General features: G+C 73.2%; 11 protein-coding genes. 6 read left to right on the top strand and 5 right to left on the bottom strand.

Annotated elements, in window-relative coordinates; all coding sequences use genetic code 11:
- The first annotated feature begins 143 nt into the window (after positions 1–143).
- The 4 genes from ACZ5WK_RS17300 (at position 144) to ACZ5WK_RS17315 (ending at position 5,867) form a co-directional block, all read left to right on the top strand.
- Complete coding sequence (locus tag ACZ5WK_RS17300) at positions 144–1,613, top strand: sensor histidine kinase (protein WP_465548263.1); 1,470 nt, start codon at positions 144–146, stop codon at positions 1,611–1,613.
- Positions 1,565–2,224: a response regulator transcription factor gene (locus tag ACZ5WK_RS17305; RefSeq protein WP_465548264.1), complete on the top strand. Its 660-nt coding sequence runs from the start codon at positions 1,565–1,567 to the stop codon at positions 2,222–2,224. The genes ACZ5WK_RS17300 and ACZ5WK_RS17305 overlap by 49 nt, the downstream gene beginning before the upstream one ends.
- A gap of 390 nt (positions 2,225–2,614) precedes the next feature.
- The gene (locus ACZ5WK_RS17310; RefSeq protein ID WP_465548265.1) at positions 2,615–3,727 is read left to right on the top strand and encodes an isopenicillin N synthase family dioxygenase; all 1,113 of its coding nucleotides are present in this window, start codon (positions 2,615–2,617) and stop codon (positions 3,725–3,727) included.
- Positions 3,728–3,956: 229 nt separating this feature from the next.
- On the top strand, positions 3,957–5,867 hold the full coding sequence (locus tag ACZ5WK_RS17315) for a hypothetical protein (protein ID WP_465548266.1): 1,911 nt from the start codon (positions 3,957–3,959) through the stop codon (positions 5,865–5,867).
- Here the strand turns inward: ACZ5WK_RS17315 and ACZ5WK_RS17320 are convergent.
- Positions 5,832–8,024, bottom strand: a complete 2,193-nt coding sequence (locus ACZ5WK_RS17320; RefSeq protein WP_465548267.1) for a hypothetical protein — start codon at positions 8,022–8,024, stop codon at positions 5,832–5,834. The genes ACZ5WK_RS17315 and ACZ5WK_RS17320 overlap by 36 nt on opposite strands.
- 141 nt (positions 8,025–8,165) lie before the next feature.
- Between ACZ5WK_RS17320 and ACZ5WK_RS17325 the strand changes: the two genes are divergently transcribed.
- The gene (locus ACZ5WK_RS17325; RefSeq protein WP_465548268.1) at positions 8,166–8,912 is read left to right on the top strand and encodes a MerR family transcriptional regulator; all 747 of its coding nucleotides are present in this window, start codon (positions 8,166–8,168) and stop codon (positions 8,910–8,912) included.
- Between the two features lie 154 nt (positions 8,913–9,066).
- Here the strand turns inward: ACZ5WK_RS17325 and ACZ5WK_RS17330 are convergent, their stop codons facing one another.
- From ACZ5WK_RS17330 to ACZ5WK_RS17345, 4 genes are all read right to left on the bottom strand, one after another.
- Positions 9,067–11,238 carry a 3-hydroxyacyl-CoA dehydrogenase NAD-binding domain-containing protein gene (locus ACZ5WK_RS17330; RefSeq protein ID WP_465548269.1) on the bottom strand — a complete coding sequence of 724 codons (2,172 nt, stop codon included), beginning with the start codon at positions 11,236–11,238 and terminating at the stop codon, positions 9,067–9,069.
- 34 nt (positions 11,239–11,272) lie between these two features.
- Positions 11,273–12,487 carry an acetyl-CoA C-acetyltransferase gene (locus tag ACZ5WK_RS17335; RefSeq protein WP_465548270.1) on the bottom strand — a complete coding sequence of 405 codons (1,215 nt, stop codon included), beginning with the start codon at positions 12,485–12,487 and terminating at the stop codon, positions 11,273–11,275.
- A 178-nt stretch (positions 12,488–12,665) separates the two neighbouring features.
- Positions 12,666–13,808, bottom strand: coding sequence for an acyl-CoA dehydrogenase family protein (locus ACZ5WK_RS17340; protein ID WP_465548271.1), 1,143 nt, complete (start codon positions 13,806–13,808; stop codon positions 12,666–12,668).
- 10 nt (positions 13,809–13,818) lie between these two features.
- Positions 13,819–14,970 carry a CaiB/BaiF CoA transferase family protein gene (locus tag ACZ5WK_RS17345; protein ID WP_465548272.1) on the bottom strand — a complete coding sequence of 384 codons (1,152 nt, stop codon included), beginning with the start codon at positions 14,968–14,970 and terminating at the stop codon, positions 13,819–13,821.
- Positions 14,971–15,230: 260 nt separating this feature from the next.
- Between ACZ5WK_RS17345 and ACZ5WK_RS17350 the strand changes: the two genes are divergently transcribed.
- A complete protein-coding gene (locus ACZ5WK_RS17350) occupies positions 15,231–15,701 on the top strand; it encodes a hypothetical protein (protein ID WP_465548273.1) in 471 nt (156 codons plus the stop codon).
- Positions 15,702–15,713: the final 12 nt, after the last annotated feature.

Below are 15,713 nucleotides of genomic sequence, written 5' to 3' on the forward strand. Positions count from 1 at the left end.
GGTACACCTCGGATTCGGGGTTCAGACCCCGTGCGCCGCCTGTGGGCCGCCCGGCAGACTGGCCACCGCATGATCGACGGGGCCCGGTCCGGGCGCCGCGAGGAACGCTGCAGGACGACGCAGCAACGGGTAGGAGGTGCGTGATGAGCACGGTTGTCGTGGCCAGGGCCGCTACACGGGTGGGCCGGGCGCTCGTGGACAGCGTGCGCGCCTTGTACGCGGTCACCCTGGCGGTGGCGGGCGCGGTCGCCACCGCGGCCGCTCCCGTTCTGGTGCTCGCCGCCCTGCTGGGCCCTGACGACTCGTCCGCGCCCAACCGGATCCGCGCGTTGACGGGGCTCCTGCTGGCGACGCTGCCGGTCGCCGTCTGGGCGCTGAGCTGGGCCACCGGGGCGGCCGGCCGGGCGGCGGGGGCCGCTCTGCTCGCGCCGGGGACCCTGGCTGTGACGGCCACGGTCATCTACGGGGGCGCGGCACCGAGCGGCCGTTCCGGGGCACTGCTGCTGGCGCTTCCGCTGCTGACGCTCGGCGTGATCGGCTCCCGCTGGGTGGCGGTGGAGACGAGGCGGCTGGTCGGGCATTGGAGCGGTAGGGCGATCGAGCCGCCGTACCGGCCGACGGCCGACGGGGGTCCGCGGTGGCGGCAGCTGTGGCGGCAGGCCGGCGGCTGGCCGGGTGACCCGGCGACCTGGCGGGACACGGCCTGGTCGGTGCTCTCCGGCGTCACCGTCCTGCTCACAGCCGTGCTGCTGATCCTGGTCCCGGTACTGGTGCAGGTGTTCGGCAGGGGCGGTCCGTTCATCTCCCTGCTGGCGCTCTACACGATGGCCCTCTGGCTGGCGGGCCCCGTCGCCCTCTGGGCCGCCCGGCCCGTGCTGGCGCTGCACGAGCGGGCCGCCCGGGCTCTGCTGGGGCCGTCCCGGCGGACGGAACTGGCCCTCCAGGTCAGCCATCTGGCCCGGACGAGGGCGGACACCATTGACGCCGGGGCGGCTGAGCTGCGCCGGATCGAGCGGGACCTGCACGACGGGGCGCAGGCCCGGCTCGTGGCGCTGGGGATGCTGCTGAGCGTGGCCGAGCAGCTGCTCGACCACGACCCGCAGGCCCTGCGACCGCTGCTCGCGGAGGCCCGGACGTCCTCGGCCAAGGCGCTGGGTGAGCTGCGCGGCCTGGTCCGGGGCATCCATCCGCCGGTGCTCGCCGACCGCGGTCTGGCCGACGCGGTGCACGCCATGGCCCTCGACCTGCCGCTACCGGTCCGGTTCACCGGCGGGCTTGCGGGCCGACCGCCCGCACCGGTCGAATCCGCGGCCTACTTCGCGGTGAGCGAGCTGCTGGCCAATGTGGTCAAGCACGCCCGGGCCGGCCGGGTCTGGATCGAGATCGGCCATGACAGCGCCGAGGGGCTGCTGCGGATATCGGTGACCGACGACGGGCGCGGCGGCGCAGACCCGTCAAAGGGCACCGGTCTGCGCGGAACAGAGCGCCGGCTGGCCGCGTTCGACGGGGTGCTTGCCGTCAGCAGCCCGCCGGGCGGCCCTACCATCGCACAGCTGGAGATCCCGTGCGCGTTGTCATCGCCGAAGACCTCTTCCTCCTCCGGGACGGCCTGACCCGGCTGCTGGAGGCGAACGGCATGACGGTCACCTCGGCCGTCGAAACCGGTGACGAGCTGCTGGCGGCGGTGGCCGCGGACCGGCCGGACATCGCCGTGGTGGATGTCCGGCTGCCGCCCTCGTTCACCGACGAGGGCCTGCGCGCCGCCCTGACCGCCCGTCAGAACCAGCCCGGGCTACCGGTGCTGGTGCTGTCGCAGTACGTCGAACAGCTCTACGCGCGCGAGCTGCTGGCGGACGGCAGCGGCGGGATCGGCTACCTGCTGAAGGACCGCGTCATGGACGGCACCCAGTTCCTGGACGCGGTACGCCGGGTCGCGCAGGGTGGCACGGCGATGGACCCGGAGGTGATCGGCCGGCTGCTCACCCACAACTCGGCCTCCGGCCCGGTGGCTGCGCTCAGTCCGCGCGAGCGGCAGGTGCTCGCGCTGATGGCGGAGGGCCGGTCGAACGCGGCCATCGCCCACCAGCTGGTGATCACCGAGCGGGCGGTCGCCAAGCACACCGCGTCGATCTTCGTCCGGCTGGACCTCCTGCCCTCGGACGACGACAACAGGCGGGTCCTCGCGGTGCTGGCCTACCTCAACGACCACAACGACCGCAGCTGATCCAGTGACCACAACAGACCCAGTGATGACAACGGACCCAACAGGCCCGGCAACCGCAGCCGTCGCGACGGCCTCCGCATCCGGCCAACTCCCGCCACTTAGCACGTACACGACAACAAATTCGACCCGGGGCCTCCTCGCCGGTGCGACCGTCATTTAGGCTGGTGACGTGCTCATACTTGTTCGCCGCCGCCACGTGGACCTGCTCCGCGTGACGAGCATGTCCTGTCGACGCTCCGGCTGAACCTCGCGCCTCCCACCCTCATGCGCGGTCCTCACCAGGCCGCGTCCCCCTTCCCGGCCCCCGGGCACCCGCCGCACCAGGCGTAGCCCCGGCGCCCCCGGTCGACCACCGGGAACGGTCGGGACGAGACCCAGCGGATGTCACCCATGACGCAGCAGCAGCACCCCTCCACCACCCCGTCCGCCCTGGCGGACGCCCGCTCGAACGCCCTCGCGGACGCAGCCGCAGGCACCCTCACCGACGCCCTCCCGGTGATCGACCTCTCGCTCGCCGGCGGCAGCCCCGAGGACCGGCTCCGGCTGCACGACGAGCTGCGGGCCGCAGCCACCGGCGTCGGCTTCTTCCAGCTCGTCGGCCACGGTGTCACCCGTGCCGAGACGGCCGCCCTCACCGGGGCGATGCGGGCCTTCTTCGACCTCCCCGAAGCCGACCGGCTCGGCGTGAGCAACCTCAACTCCCCGCACTTCCGCGGCTACACCCGCACCGGCGACGAGCGCACCGGCGGCAGCCAGGACTGGCGCGACCAGCTGGACATCGGCGCCGAACTGCCCCCGCACGTCCCGGGCCGCGGCGAGCCGCCGTACTGGTGGCTGGAGGGCCCGAACCAGTGGCCCACGGCGCTCCCCGAGCTGCGGTCCGCCGCACTCGGCTGGATCGACCGCCTCGGTGACGTCGCCAAGCGGCTGCTGCACGAGCTGCTCACCGCGATCGGCGCCCGCCCGGAGTTCTACGACTACGCCTTCGCCGGGCACCCGCACCTGCGCCTGAAGCTGGTCCGCTACCCCGGGACGGCGCCCGACGGGGCCGGCCAGGGCGTCGGCGCGCACAAGGACTACGGCTTCATCACGCTCCTCCTCCAGGACACCGTCGGCGGCCTCCAGGTGGAGCGTCCGGACGGCAGCTTCCTGGAGGTCCCGCCGATGGAGGGCGCCTTCGTCGTCAACCTGGGCGAGCTGCTGGAGGTCGCGACCGACGGTTACCTCAAGGCCACCAGTCACCGCGTGGTCAGCCCGCCCGGCGCCCGGGAGCGCTTCTCCGTCCCGTTCTTCTACAACCCGCGCCTCGACGCCCACATCGAGCCGCTCGACTTCCCCCTGGCCCACCACGCCCCCGGGGCCACCCAGGACCCGGCCAACCCCCTCTTCGCCGAGTTCGGCCTCAACGAGTGGAAGGGCTACACCCGCGCCCACCCCGAGGTCACCCGCCGCCACCACCCCGACCTGGTCGACACCACCCCGGCGGAACCGACCCGCTCCTGAGCCCACCGGCGCGCGATCTGCCGGCCTGCCGGTGCGCCGATGTGCCGGTGCGCCGCTGAACCCGGCCCACCACCACCGGCCTGCGCCCTCTGGAATCCACCGCCCGACCCAGAGGAGCGCAGGCCGGCTCGCACCCGGCCGCCCCGCCCGTGCCGTTCCGCTGCCCCGCCCGGCCCCGTCCGCCACCCCCGGGCTGGCAGAATGGGTCGACTTGGCGAAAGACGGGGGCGTGGCGTTGACGACGAACACCGTGGGGGCGCAGCGGGTGCACCCGGCGATCGCCGACGACCGCGCGCGCTGGTCGACCGTCCGGCCCGAGCGGCGCGTCCTCGGCGTGGTGCACAACATCACCGCCGCGACCCGGCTGCTGGACCTGCTCGCCGTGTTCGGGGCGGACCGGCGGGTGGAGGTGCTGTTCAGCTGCACCGGCTCTTCGGCGCTGGATTCCGGCACCTCGGATTTCCTCCGGGAGCGCGGGATGATCGAAATACCCTGGGAATCGGCCAAGGAATTCCCGTTCGACCTCGCAATAGCCACGAACCGGGGCGGGGATTTGCATGCACTACGCGCACCCCTGATCGGAGCCCCGCACGGCGCCGGATACAATAAAATTCTCAGCCGGGAGCCGGGAGCCGGGAGCCGGGAGCCGGGAGCCGGGAGCCGGGAGCCGGGAGCCGGGAGCCGGGAGCCGGGAGCCTTCGGCCTGACGGCCGAGTGGTTGATGCACGACGGCCGGGTCGTTCCGTCCGCCGTCCTGCTGTCCCATCAGGAGCAGCTCGACCGGCTCCGAGCGGGGTGCCCCGAGGCCGTCCCGGTGAGTGCCGTGGTCGGCGATCCGTGCCTGGACCAGTTGCGGGTGAGCATGCCCCTGCGTTCGGCGTACCGGGGTGCGTTCGGGGTTCGGCCGGGGCAGAAACTGGTGGTGGTGTCGTCCACCTGGGGCCCGCATTCGCTGCTCGGACATGCCGACGCGGATCCGCTGCGCCGCGTCCTGGCGGAATTGCCGGCCGATGAATTCCGGGTGGTCGCGGCCGTCCACCCGAATGCCTGGTACGCCCACGGGCTGTGGCAGATCCAACGCTGGTTGGGCGAATTCGTCGAGGCCGGTCTGATACTTCCGGGGCCCGAGACGGAGATCTGGAAGGCGGCGCTGGTCGCCGCCGATTTCCTGGTGGGCGACCACGGTTCGGTAACGCTGTACGGCGCCGCGCTGGGAATTCCGACCGTCCTGGGTGCCTTCGCGGAGGACGCCGTGGCACCCGGTTCGCCGATGGAGCAGCTCGGGAAGCTCGCCCCCCGGTTGTCCGGGTGGGAGGGCGTCCTGCCGCAGTTGCTGGGCGCGGCGGTCACCCAGCGTGCGGACCCGGCGGTCACCGAGGTCGGCGGCCTCGTCAGCTCGGTGCCGGGAGAGTCCGCCGCCCGGCTGCGCACCGTCTTCTACCGCCACCTCGGGCTGGACGAGCCCGCCGGACCTGCGGTTACCCGGGTCGTCCCGGTGCCGTCACTGCCCACCGCCCGGACGGCGGTGCTGCCGCCGACGGTCGTCGCAGTGTCGGTCGTGGATTCGACGGAGACACCGACCGGGACACCGACGGAGACGCCGGCCGAGGTGCCGACCGAGACGCCGGCCGGGGCCTCCGAGGGCGGGCGAAGCATGAGGCTGCGCCGGTACCCGGCCGGGTTGCAGCGATCCCGGCTCGGCCATCTCGGCGCTGGCACCCATCTGGTCGCGGACCTCGCGGAGCCCGACAGCGGGGTCCGGCGGTCAGCGGATGTGCTGCTGGTACCCGCCGAACGGGCCGAGTCCGCCTTCGAGTCCACCACCGAGTCCGCATTCGAGTCCGCCACCGACCCCGCCGCCCGGTTCACCTGGCGGGAGCTCGGGCGGGGGCTGGCCGGCTGTGCGCTGATCGCGGTGGAGCGGCCGGACGGCGGCTGCCTGGCGCTGCTTCCCGACGGGCGCCGTCTGACGGCCGTGTGGCAGGAGCGTCCGGCGTGGGCGTCGTTCGCGGTCGCGGCGTCCGTCGTCCATGAGCAGCACTCCGGCGAGTCGGCGCCCGGCGGGGTGGTGCGGGTGGCAGCGGGCGCCGGGCAGCCGGCCGGGCTACTCCTGGTCAGCCCCTGCCGAGCTCCCCGGTGACAGCAGGCGCTCCACCTCGGCGACCTTGGTACTGCCGGCCTGGGCGTAGAACGCGCGGGCGCGCGTCCAGTCCGCGACCGCCTCGGCCTCGGCACCCGACGTCCGGTGCAGGTCACCGCGTTGCCGCAGGATCTCGGCCCGCTGGTAGGCAGTGCCGAGGCGGTCGGGGATCTCCTCCAGCGCCTCGGTCAGCAGGGCCAGGGCCGCGTCGGGCAGGCCGGCGGCCAGTCGGTCCTCGGCGAGGCGGGTGAGGCTGCGGGCCACGTTGTAGCCGTCGCCGAGCCGGGCGAACTCCTCGGCGGCGCCCCGGAGGACGGCCTCGGCGTCCGCGTGCCGGCCGAGCGCGGTCAGCACGCGCCCCCGGTGGTAGCCGAGCAGCGCCAGCCCGCGCCGGTGGTCGACGCCGTCGAGCGCGCCGAGCGCCTCGTCCAGCAGGCCGAGCGCCGTACCGGGATCCCCCTCGCGCAGGCTCAGCAGGCCGAGCGCCTCCAGGGCCGAGGACGCCGTCCGACGGTGACCTTCGGCCCCCGTACGCCCGCGCGCGATGCGCAGCGCCTCGGCGAGGTGTTCCCGGGCGAGGCGCGGATCGTCCTCCCCGGCGTCGAAGCGGTCGAGCAGCGCGAATCCCAGTTCGTAGTGCATCCGGGCGAGTGCCAGCAGATCGCCGGTCTCCAGCGCGGACACGACGCCGACCCGCAAGGCCCGGATCCAGTCGGTGTGATGGCCGCCGCGGAGGCAGTGCGTCCACAGGCCCTGGCAGATCCGCCAGGCGTGATCGTGCCGCCGGGCCCGGTTGGCCGTCTCGACGGCGGCGACCAGATTGGTCCGGTACCCGTCGAGCGCCACACCGTCGGCCACCGGGCCATCAGCCACCGTGCCGCCGGCCGCCCGACCTCCGAGCGCCACACCGTCGGCCACCCGACCGTCGGCCGCCACGCCGCCGGCCCCCCGGGCCCTGCGCCGGTAGGCGTCCGCCGGGTCGTGGCGCCAGCGCTTGGACTGCGCCGCCTCCCCCGCCTCCGCGAAGTCGGTGTAGTACGCCAGGATCCGGTCCAGCGCGGCCTCGCGCTCCTGCGCGTGCGCGGGCAGCCGGGCGGCGAGCCCGGCGTGCTCGTGGACGACGCCGTTGAGAAGGTGGCGGCCGTCCTCCCGGTGGTCCAGCAGGTTGGCGATGCGCAGGGCGTCCAGGGTCGGCCCGAGAGGTCCGGCGGCTCCGAGGAGCGCCCGGATCGCCCCTTCGTCCAGCAGCAGGGTGGGGTGCAGGCCGAGCAGCCGGTAGGCGCGGGCACTGTCCGCGTCCAGGCTCCGGTACATCTCGTCGAGCAGGCGGGGGAAGGAGATGTCGTCCACGGCCAGTGCCTCCAGGCGCGATGTGCCGCTGTCGAGTTGGGCGACGAGCTCCCGCAGCGCCGCCGGCCCGAGCGAGACCAGCCGGGCGGCGAGGATCCGCAGGGCCAACGGGATGCCTGCGCAGGCACGGACGAGGGGCAGCCGGGCGGCCTTGGTCTCGTCGCCGAGGTCGGCGACGCGGGCGAGGAGGGCGTCGCTGTGCTCGTCGTCCAGCGGTCCGACCCTCAGCTGTTCGACGTCGTGGGAGCCGCGCAGCCCGCCGAGGCGGTCGTGGCTGGTGATCAGGGCGATGCTCCTGCGCGAGCCGGGCAGCAGGGGCCTGACCTGAGCGGCCGTCCGCGCGCCGTCGATGAGGACCAGCACCGGCAGGCCGGCGGTGCGGCGTTGGAAGCAACGCGCCAGCGCGGCCTGGTCGCCCGGCCGGTCCTGCTTCGGCACGCCGAGCTGGTCGAGCCAGTCCTCCAGGACGGCGGTGGCGTCCGCATGCTGACCGTTCGGGGAGAGTTCCGCCCGCAGCTGGATGGTCGGCAGGTCCGCCTGGTGTTCCCGTACCCAGCGGTCCGCGGCGGCCGTCACGCCGATTCCGGGCATGCCCCACAGCAGGATCCGGGTGGCCACGTCCTCCGCCCGGCAGCCGGCCCGGATGGTGTCCATCCGCGTGAACAGCTCGTGGTTGTTCACGTAGTGCCGTATCACCGGAACGTCCATCAGGATGACCCGCTCCGCCGGGGCAGAGGGCTCCGCGACATTGATGGTGTGTGCCATGAAGACGTTCTGGAACTCGCCGCCGCTGATCGAGTTGTGCACTCCCCCGCCTCTCCCCCGCCCACTCTGCCGTCCCCATCCTGGCGGCATCGGCGGGCCGGCTCAAGCACGGGGTGGACCTGTGTTGACGGCCACTGTCACACTGCTGCTGTTACAGCGGAAGTGCTACGGGAGGCTGCACGGATGAGCGCGCGCGAGGGTGTCGAGGTGCGGCTGACGGTGGACGAGTTGGCGGCGCGCGCGGGGGTGACGGTGCGGACGGTGCGGTTCTACGGGACGAAGGGGCTGCTGCCGCCACCGGAGCTGGGGCCGCGGCGGGTGGGCCTGTACGGGGCGGAGCACCTGGACCGGCTGGGGCTGATCGAGGAGTTGCAGCGCCAGGGGCTGACGCTGGCGGCGATCGAGCGGTACCTGGCGCGGCTGCCGCAGGACAGTACGTCGCTGGACCTGGCGATCCACCGCGCACTGGTGGCGTCGTGGACGCCGGAGGCGCCGGAGGAGGTCAGCCGGGGGCAGTTGGAGCGGCGGGCCGGCCGGGCGCTGTCGGAGGCGCAGCTGGACCGGCTGGGCGCGATGGGGGCGCTGGAGCGGACGGCGGATGCCGAGGTGTTCCGGGTGGATCCGGGGCTGCTGCCGCTCGGGGTGCGGATCCTGGACGTGCCGATCCCGTTGGAGACGCTGCTGGCGGCGCGCGCCGTGGTGCTGGAGCACAGCCGGGCGACGGCGCACGAGTTGCACCGGCTGTTCCGCGAGACGGTGTGGAGGCCGTACCGGGAGAGCGAGCCGGCCCCGGCGGAGCTGGAGCGGATGAAGGCGCTGACCGACCACATCCAGCCGATGGTGGCGCAGGCGCTGGTGACGGCGTTCCAGCGCTCCCTCAGGGAGGAGCTGGGCGAGGCCGCGCGCGGCGACGCGGACCCGCCCAGCTGACCGACAACAGGCCCGCCGCACCCAGGACACCGGGCATCGGACCCCGGGCAACGGACGTCGGGCAACGGACGTCGGGCATCGGACGTCGGACAACCCAACCTCAGGCACCGTCCCCGGGCGGCCAACCCCGGGCGACGAGCCTCAGGCACGGACCTCAGTCCGTGAACGTCCGCCCCTCCGCCGCGATCCGCTCCAGCAGGGCGGGCGGCGCGAACCTCTCGCCGTAGGCGGCGGCCAGTTCGCGGGCCCGGGCCGCGAAACCGGCCGGGCCGCCCTCGTAGCCGTTGATGTACTGGAAGACGCCGCCGGTCCAGGCCGGGAAGCCGATGCCGAGGATGGAACCCACGTTGCCGTCGGCGACCGAGGTGAGCACGCCCTCCTCCAGGCAGCGGACCGAGTCCAGCGCCTCGCTGAAGAGCATCCGCTCCTTGAGGTCCTCGAACGGCACGGCGACGTCGGCGCGCGTGAAGTGCTCGCGCAGCCCCGGCCAGAGCCGCCCGCGACCGCCGTCCTCGCCGTACTCGTAGAAGCCGGCGCCGCCACTGCGGCCGGGACGGCCGAACTCGTCGACCATCCGGTCCACCACGGCGTCGGCCGGGTGGGCGGTCCACTCGCCGCCGGCCGCCTCGGCCGCGCGCCGGTACTCGTTGCGGATCTTGCGGGGCAGGGTGAGCGTCAGCTCGTCGAGCAGCGAGAGCACCTTGGCGGGGTAGCCGGCCTGGGCGGCCGCCTGCTCGACGGAGGACGGGTCGACGCCCTCGCCGACCATGGCGACGCCCTCGTTGATGAACTGGCCGATCACCCGGGAGGTGAAGAAGCCGCGCGAGTCGTTGACCACGATCGGGGTCCGGTCGATCTGCCGGACCAGGTCGAACGCGCGGGCCAGGGCCTCGTCACCGGTCTGCGGGCCCCGGATGATCTCCACCAGCCGCATCTTGTCGACCGGCGAGAAGAAGTGCAGGCCGATGAAGTCGGCGGTGCGCTGGACGCCCTCGGCGAGCAGGCCGATCGGCAGCGTGGAGGTGTTGGAACAGAGCAGCGCGTCCGGCGGGACGATGCCCTCGATCTCCTGGAACACCTTGTGCTTCAGCTCGGGGTTCTCGAAGACGGCCTCGATCACCGCGTCGCAGCCGGCCAGGTCGGCGGCCTCGGCGGTGGGGGTGATCCGGGCGAGCAGCTCGTCGCGCTTCGCCTCGGTGGAGCGGCCGCGCGCGATCGCCTTCTCCATCAGCCCCGCGGAGTAGGCCTTGCCGCGTTCGGCGGCCTCGACCGTCACGTCCTTGAGCAGCACCTCGATGCCGGCCCTGGCACAGGTGTAGGCGATGCCCGCACCCATCATCCCGGCGCCGAGCACGGCGACCTTGCGGACCGTCCGCTTCTCGAAGGAACTCGGCCGTCCGGCGCCGGAGTTGACCGCCTGCATGTCGAAGAAGAGCGCCTGGATCATGTTCTTGCTGGTCTGCCCGCAGGCCAGCTCGGTGAAGTAGCGGGCCTCGATCACCATGGCGGTGTCGACGTCCACCTGGGCGCTCTCCACCGCCGCCGCCAGCACGTTGCGCGGGGCCGGGTAAGGGGCGCCGGCCAGCTGCTTGCGCAGGTTGGAGGGGAAGGCGGGCAGGTTGGCGGCGAGCGCCGGGGTGTTGGGGGTGCCGCCGGGGATCTTGTAGCCCTTGACGTCCCAGGGCTGGACGGCGGTCGGATTGGCCTCGATCCAGGCGCGCGCCCGGTCGGCCAACTCCTCGGGAGTGTCGACCAGTTCGTGAACCAGGCCGTGCTGGAGCGCCTGCGCCGGCCGGTACTGGCGACCCTGGAGGAGCACCTTCAGCAGGGCGTCGGTGATGCCGAAGAGGCGGACCGTGCGGACGACCCCGCCGCCGCCCGGGAGCAGGCCGAGGGTGACCTCGGGCAGGCCGATCCGGCTGGCGGAGGTGTTCAGGGCGATGCGGTGGTGGCAGGCGAGGGCGATCTCGAGTCCGCCGCCGAGGGCGCTGCCGTTGACGGCGGCGACGACCGGCTTGCCGAGCGTCTCCAGCCGGCGCAGGGCGCGCTTGATCCGCATCGACTTCTCGAAGACGGCGGCGGCGTCCTCGGGGCGGGCGGCGGAGAGCATCTTGAGGTCGCCGCCGGCGAAGAAGGTCTTCTTCGCGGAGGTGATGACGACGCCGCGCAGTTCGTCGCCGAGGCCGGCCAGCCGCTCGACGGTCGCGTCGAAGTCGGCCGTGAAGGCCTCGTTCATGGTGTTGACGGACTGGGTGGGGTCGTCGAGGACGAGGGTGACCACGCCGTCCTGGTCCTGCTCCCAGCGGATGGTGGTGGTGTCGCTCATGTTCGGGTCTCCGGGGGAAAGAGGAGTCGGGAGGTCAGATGCGCTCGACGACGGTGGCGATGCCCATGCCGCCGCCGACGCAGAGGGTGGCCAGGCCGTAGCGCAGGTCGCGCCGCTCCAGCTCGTCGATCAGGGTGCCGAGGATCATCGCGCCGGTGGCGCCCAGCGGGTGGCCCAGGGCGATCGCACCGCCGTTGACGTTGACCTGGTCGTGCCGGAACCCCATCTCCCGGACGAACCGCAGGGCGACGGCGGCGAAGGCCTCGTTGATCTCGACCAGGTCGATGTCGGCGGCGGTCAGCCCGGCCTTGGCGAGCGCCTTGCGGGTGGCGGGGGCCGGGCCGGTGAGCATGATGGTGGGCTCGGAGCCGGAGACGGCGGCGGAGACGATGCGGGCGCGCGGGCGCAGCCCGTACCGCTCGCCGATCTCCCGGTTGCCGATGGCGACCAGGGCGGCGCCGTCCACGATGCCGGAGGAGTTGCCGGCGTGGTGGACGTGGTCGATGCCCTCCACCCAGTGGTACTTCTGCAGGGCGACGGCGTCGAAGCCGCCGGCGTCGCCGATGCCGGCGAAGGACGGCTTGAGGCCGGCGAGGCTCTCCACGGTGGTACCGGGGCGGATGAACTCGTCGCGGTCCAGCACGACCAGGCCGTTGCGGTCGCGGACCGGGACGACCGAGCGGTCGAAGAGGCCGTCGGCCTGGGCCTTGGCGGCACGGGCCTGGGACTCGGCGGCGAAGGCGTCCACGTCGGTCCGGGAGAAGCCCTCGATGGTGGCGATGAGGTCGGCGCCGATGCCCTGCGGGACGAAGTGGTTCTCGTAGTTGGTCATCGGGTCCATCGCCCAGGCGCCGCCGTCGGAGCCCATCCGCACCCGGGACATCGACTCGACGCCGCCGGCCAGGATGAGGTCCTCCCAGCCCGAACGGACCTTGGCGGCGGCCAGGTTGACGGCTTCCAGGCCGGAGGCGCAGAAGCGGTTCTCCTGGACTCCCGCCACGGTGTCGGGCAGGCCGGCGGTGACGGCGGCGATCCGGGCGATGTCGGAGCCCTGGTCGCCGATCGGGCTGACCACGCCGAGCACGATGTCGTCGACCGCTGCCGGGTCCAGGTCCGGGAAGCGGCGGCGCAGTTCGTGGATCAGGCCGACGACCAGGTCGATCGGCTTGGTGCCGTGCAGCGAGCCGTTGGCCTTGCCCCGGCCGCGCGGGGTGCGGATCGCGTCGTAGACGTACGCTTCGGTGGTCACGGTGGAGAGCCTTTCGGGCAAAAGGGTGGTCCGGTGGTCCGGGGAGGGTGCTCCACGGAGGGGTGATCCGGGGAGGGCTGTTCCGCGGAGGGGTGGTCCGAGGAGGGGGTCCGAGCCGTCCGGGGAGGACGGCCCGGGGAGGTGGCCGGCCGGGGGAAGTGGCCGGCCGGGAGCAGGGCTAGCCGAGGAGGGAGCGGCCGACGATCTCCTTCATGATCTCGGTGGTCCCGCCGTAGATGGTCTGGATCCGCCCGTCGGTGAACGCGCGGGCGACCGGGAACTCGCTCATGTACCCGTACCCGCCGTGGAGTTGGAGGCAGCGGTCGGCGGTGCGCTTCTGCAGTTCGGTGGCCCACCACTTGGCCATCGAGGCGTCCGCCGGGGTGAGCGCGTACCGGTTGTGCTCGGTGATGCAACGGTCCACGAAGGTGCGGGTGACGGCGCACTCGGTGGCGAGTTCGGCGATCTCGAAGCGGACGTGCTGGAGCTTGGCGAGCGGCCGGCCGAAGGCCTCGCGCTGCTTCACGTACGCGGTGGTGATCTCGACCAGGTACTCGGCGCCGGCGATCGCGGCGGCGGCGATGGTGAGCCGCTCCTGGGCGAGGTTCTGCATCAGGTGGACGAAGCCCTGGTTCTCCTCGCCGAGCAGGTTCTCCTTCGGGACGCGGACGTCCTCGAAGAACAACTCGGCGGTGTCCTGGGACTTCTGGCCGATCTTGTCGAGGTTGCGGCCGCGCTCGAAGCCGGGCATGCCGCGCTCGACCACCAGCAGGCTGAGGCCGTGCGCGCCGCCCTCGGGGGTGGTGCGGGCGACCACGACCACCAGGTCGGCGAGGATGCCGTTGGAGATGAAGGTCTTGGCGCCGTTCAGCAGGTAGTGGTCGCCCTGGTCGACGGCGTGGGTGCGGATGCCCTGGAGGTCGGAGCCGGCGCCCGGTTCGGTCATCGCGATGGCGGTGATCAGCTCGCCGGTGCAGAACCCGGGCAGCCAGCGGCGCTTCTGCTCGTCGGTGGCGAGCGAGGTGAGGTACGGGCCGATGATGTCGTTGTGCAGGCCGAGCGCGAGGCCGGAGGCGCCGGCCCGGGCGAACTCCTCGGCCAGCACGGCGGCGTAGCGGAAGTCCGTGCTGCCCCCGCCGCCGTACTCCTCGGGCACGGCGAGGCCGAGCAGGCCCTGCCGGCCGGCGGCGAGCCAGGCGGAGCGGTCCACGATGCCGGCCTGCTCCCAGCGGTCGTAGTGCGGCAGCACCTCCTTGGCGAGGAAGGAGCGGACGGTCGTCCGGTAGTCCTCGTGCTCCTCGGTGTAGATGTCGCGTTGCACGGCAAGCTCCTTATCGGGCCTCGGAGTCGGCGGAGTTCTTGGAGGTCGGGAGCCCGGGCACACCCCAGTCCCGGGCGACCTCGGCGGCGTCCGCGCCCGGCCGCGCCGGCGGGCGGCGCAGCGCGCCGGGGGTGGCGGAGAACCGGGGCGCGGGGGCGGGCTGGGTGAAGCCGTCCGCCTCGACGTACGTCCGGCGGGCCACCAGGTGTTCGGATGCGGCGGCCTGGCGCATCGTCAGGACCGGTTCGACACAGGCGTCGGAGCCGGCGAAGACGTCCTCCCATTCGGCCCTGGTCCGGGTGGCGAAGCGGGCGGCGATCAGGGCGCGGAGCTCGGGCCAGCGGGCCGTGTCCCACTGGCCGGGTGCGTCGGGGCCGAGCTCCAGAAGCCGGGCGAACTCGGCGTAGAACTGTGGCTCCAACGCGCCGACGGCGAGGTGACCGCCGTCCTCGGCCTGGTAGACGGCGTAGCAGGGGGCTCCGCCGTCGAGCAGGTTGACGCCCCGGCGGTCCTGCCACTGGCCCGACGCGAGCAGGCCCCAGAGCACGGAGGTGAGGTGGGCGGCGCCGTCCACGATGGCGGCGTCGACGACCTGGCCGGTGCCGGTCCCGCGGGCGTGGTGGAGTGCGGCGAGCAGGCCCACGACCAGGTAGAGCGAGCCGCCGGCGAAGTCGCCGAGCAGGTTGACCGGGATGGCGGGCGGTCCGTCGGCCGGGCCGATCATGCCGAGGACGCCGGCCACCGCCGAGTAGCCGATGTCGTGGCCGGCCCGGGCGGCGAGCGGGCCGTGCTGGCCCCAGCCGGTCATCCGGCCGTAGACCAGGGCGGGGTTGCGGGCCAGGCAGGCCTCCGGGCCGACGCCGAGACGCTCGGCGACGCCGGGGCGGTAGCCCTCGATCAGCAGGTGGGCCCGCTCGACCAGGTCGAGCACCTGGCCGGCCCCCTCGGGGGACTTGAGGTCGACCAGCACCGAGCGCTTGTTGCGGTTGGTGACGTCGTACGCCGGGTCGATGCCGAGCGGCGAGGCGTTCGGCCGGTCGACGCGCACGACGTCGGCGCCGAGGTCGGCCAGCAGCATGGCGGCGAAGGGGCCGGGCCCGATCCCCGCGAGCTCGACCACCCGGACGCCGGCCAGCGGGCCGGGACTGCTGGTGTCATGCACTGGCTACAGACCTTCCGGGGTTTGACAGTAAAGCTGTCACACTCGCGATGATAGGGAAGCGACCCGCCGGTAACAAGACCTCGGTCCGGGGCGCCGGCGTCGTACGCCCGCCCGCGCGACGATCTTGGCGAATCGTTGACGCGCACGCCGCAACTACGGCGACGTGAACCGCGTCGGTATACCGACGGAAGGGCCGACAGGGCCGTCCTGCTTGTTCGGAGGGGTTCCGGCCACCGGCCGGAGGAAGAGAGCAGACGCACATGGGTAACCCAGGGTTCACCACCGGGCCGGTCGCACCGGCATCCCCGCCGGGCGCGCCGCGCAACCCGGCACCGGGCACCATCATTCCGATCTCCGCACCGGGCGCCTCCCCGTTCGCGGCCGGCCCCACCCCGAGCCCCTCCCCCGGCCCGGCACCGTCCGCTCCGACCACCCGGCTGGACCACCCGACCGAGCTGGGCGCCTCGGCCGGCATCGCCCGGCAGATCGCCACCGACCTCGACAACGCCAACGGCAAGGGCGGCAACAACCTCGCCGAACACGCCTCCACGGCGGCCACGAGGATCCGCGGCTTCTCCTTCGGCGGCGCGCTCACCGGCTCCACCGAGCGCTGGCTGCAGCAGTGCAAGACGCTGCACGACAAGCTGACCGGCACCGCCGAGAATCTCGACAGCACCCAGCGCAACTACCACGCCAACGAGCACGCCACCTCCGCCAGTTTCGGCGCCTGAGACCCGCGAAAA

Source organism: Kitasatospora sp. NPDC032757 (assembly GCF_055579305.1).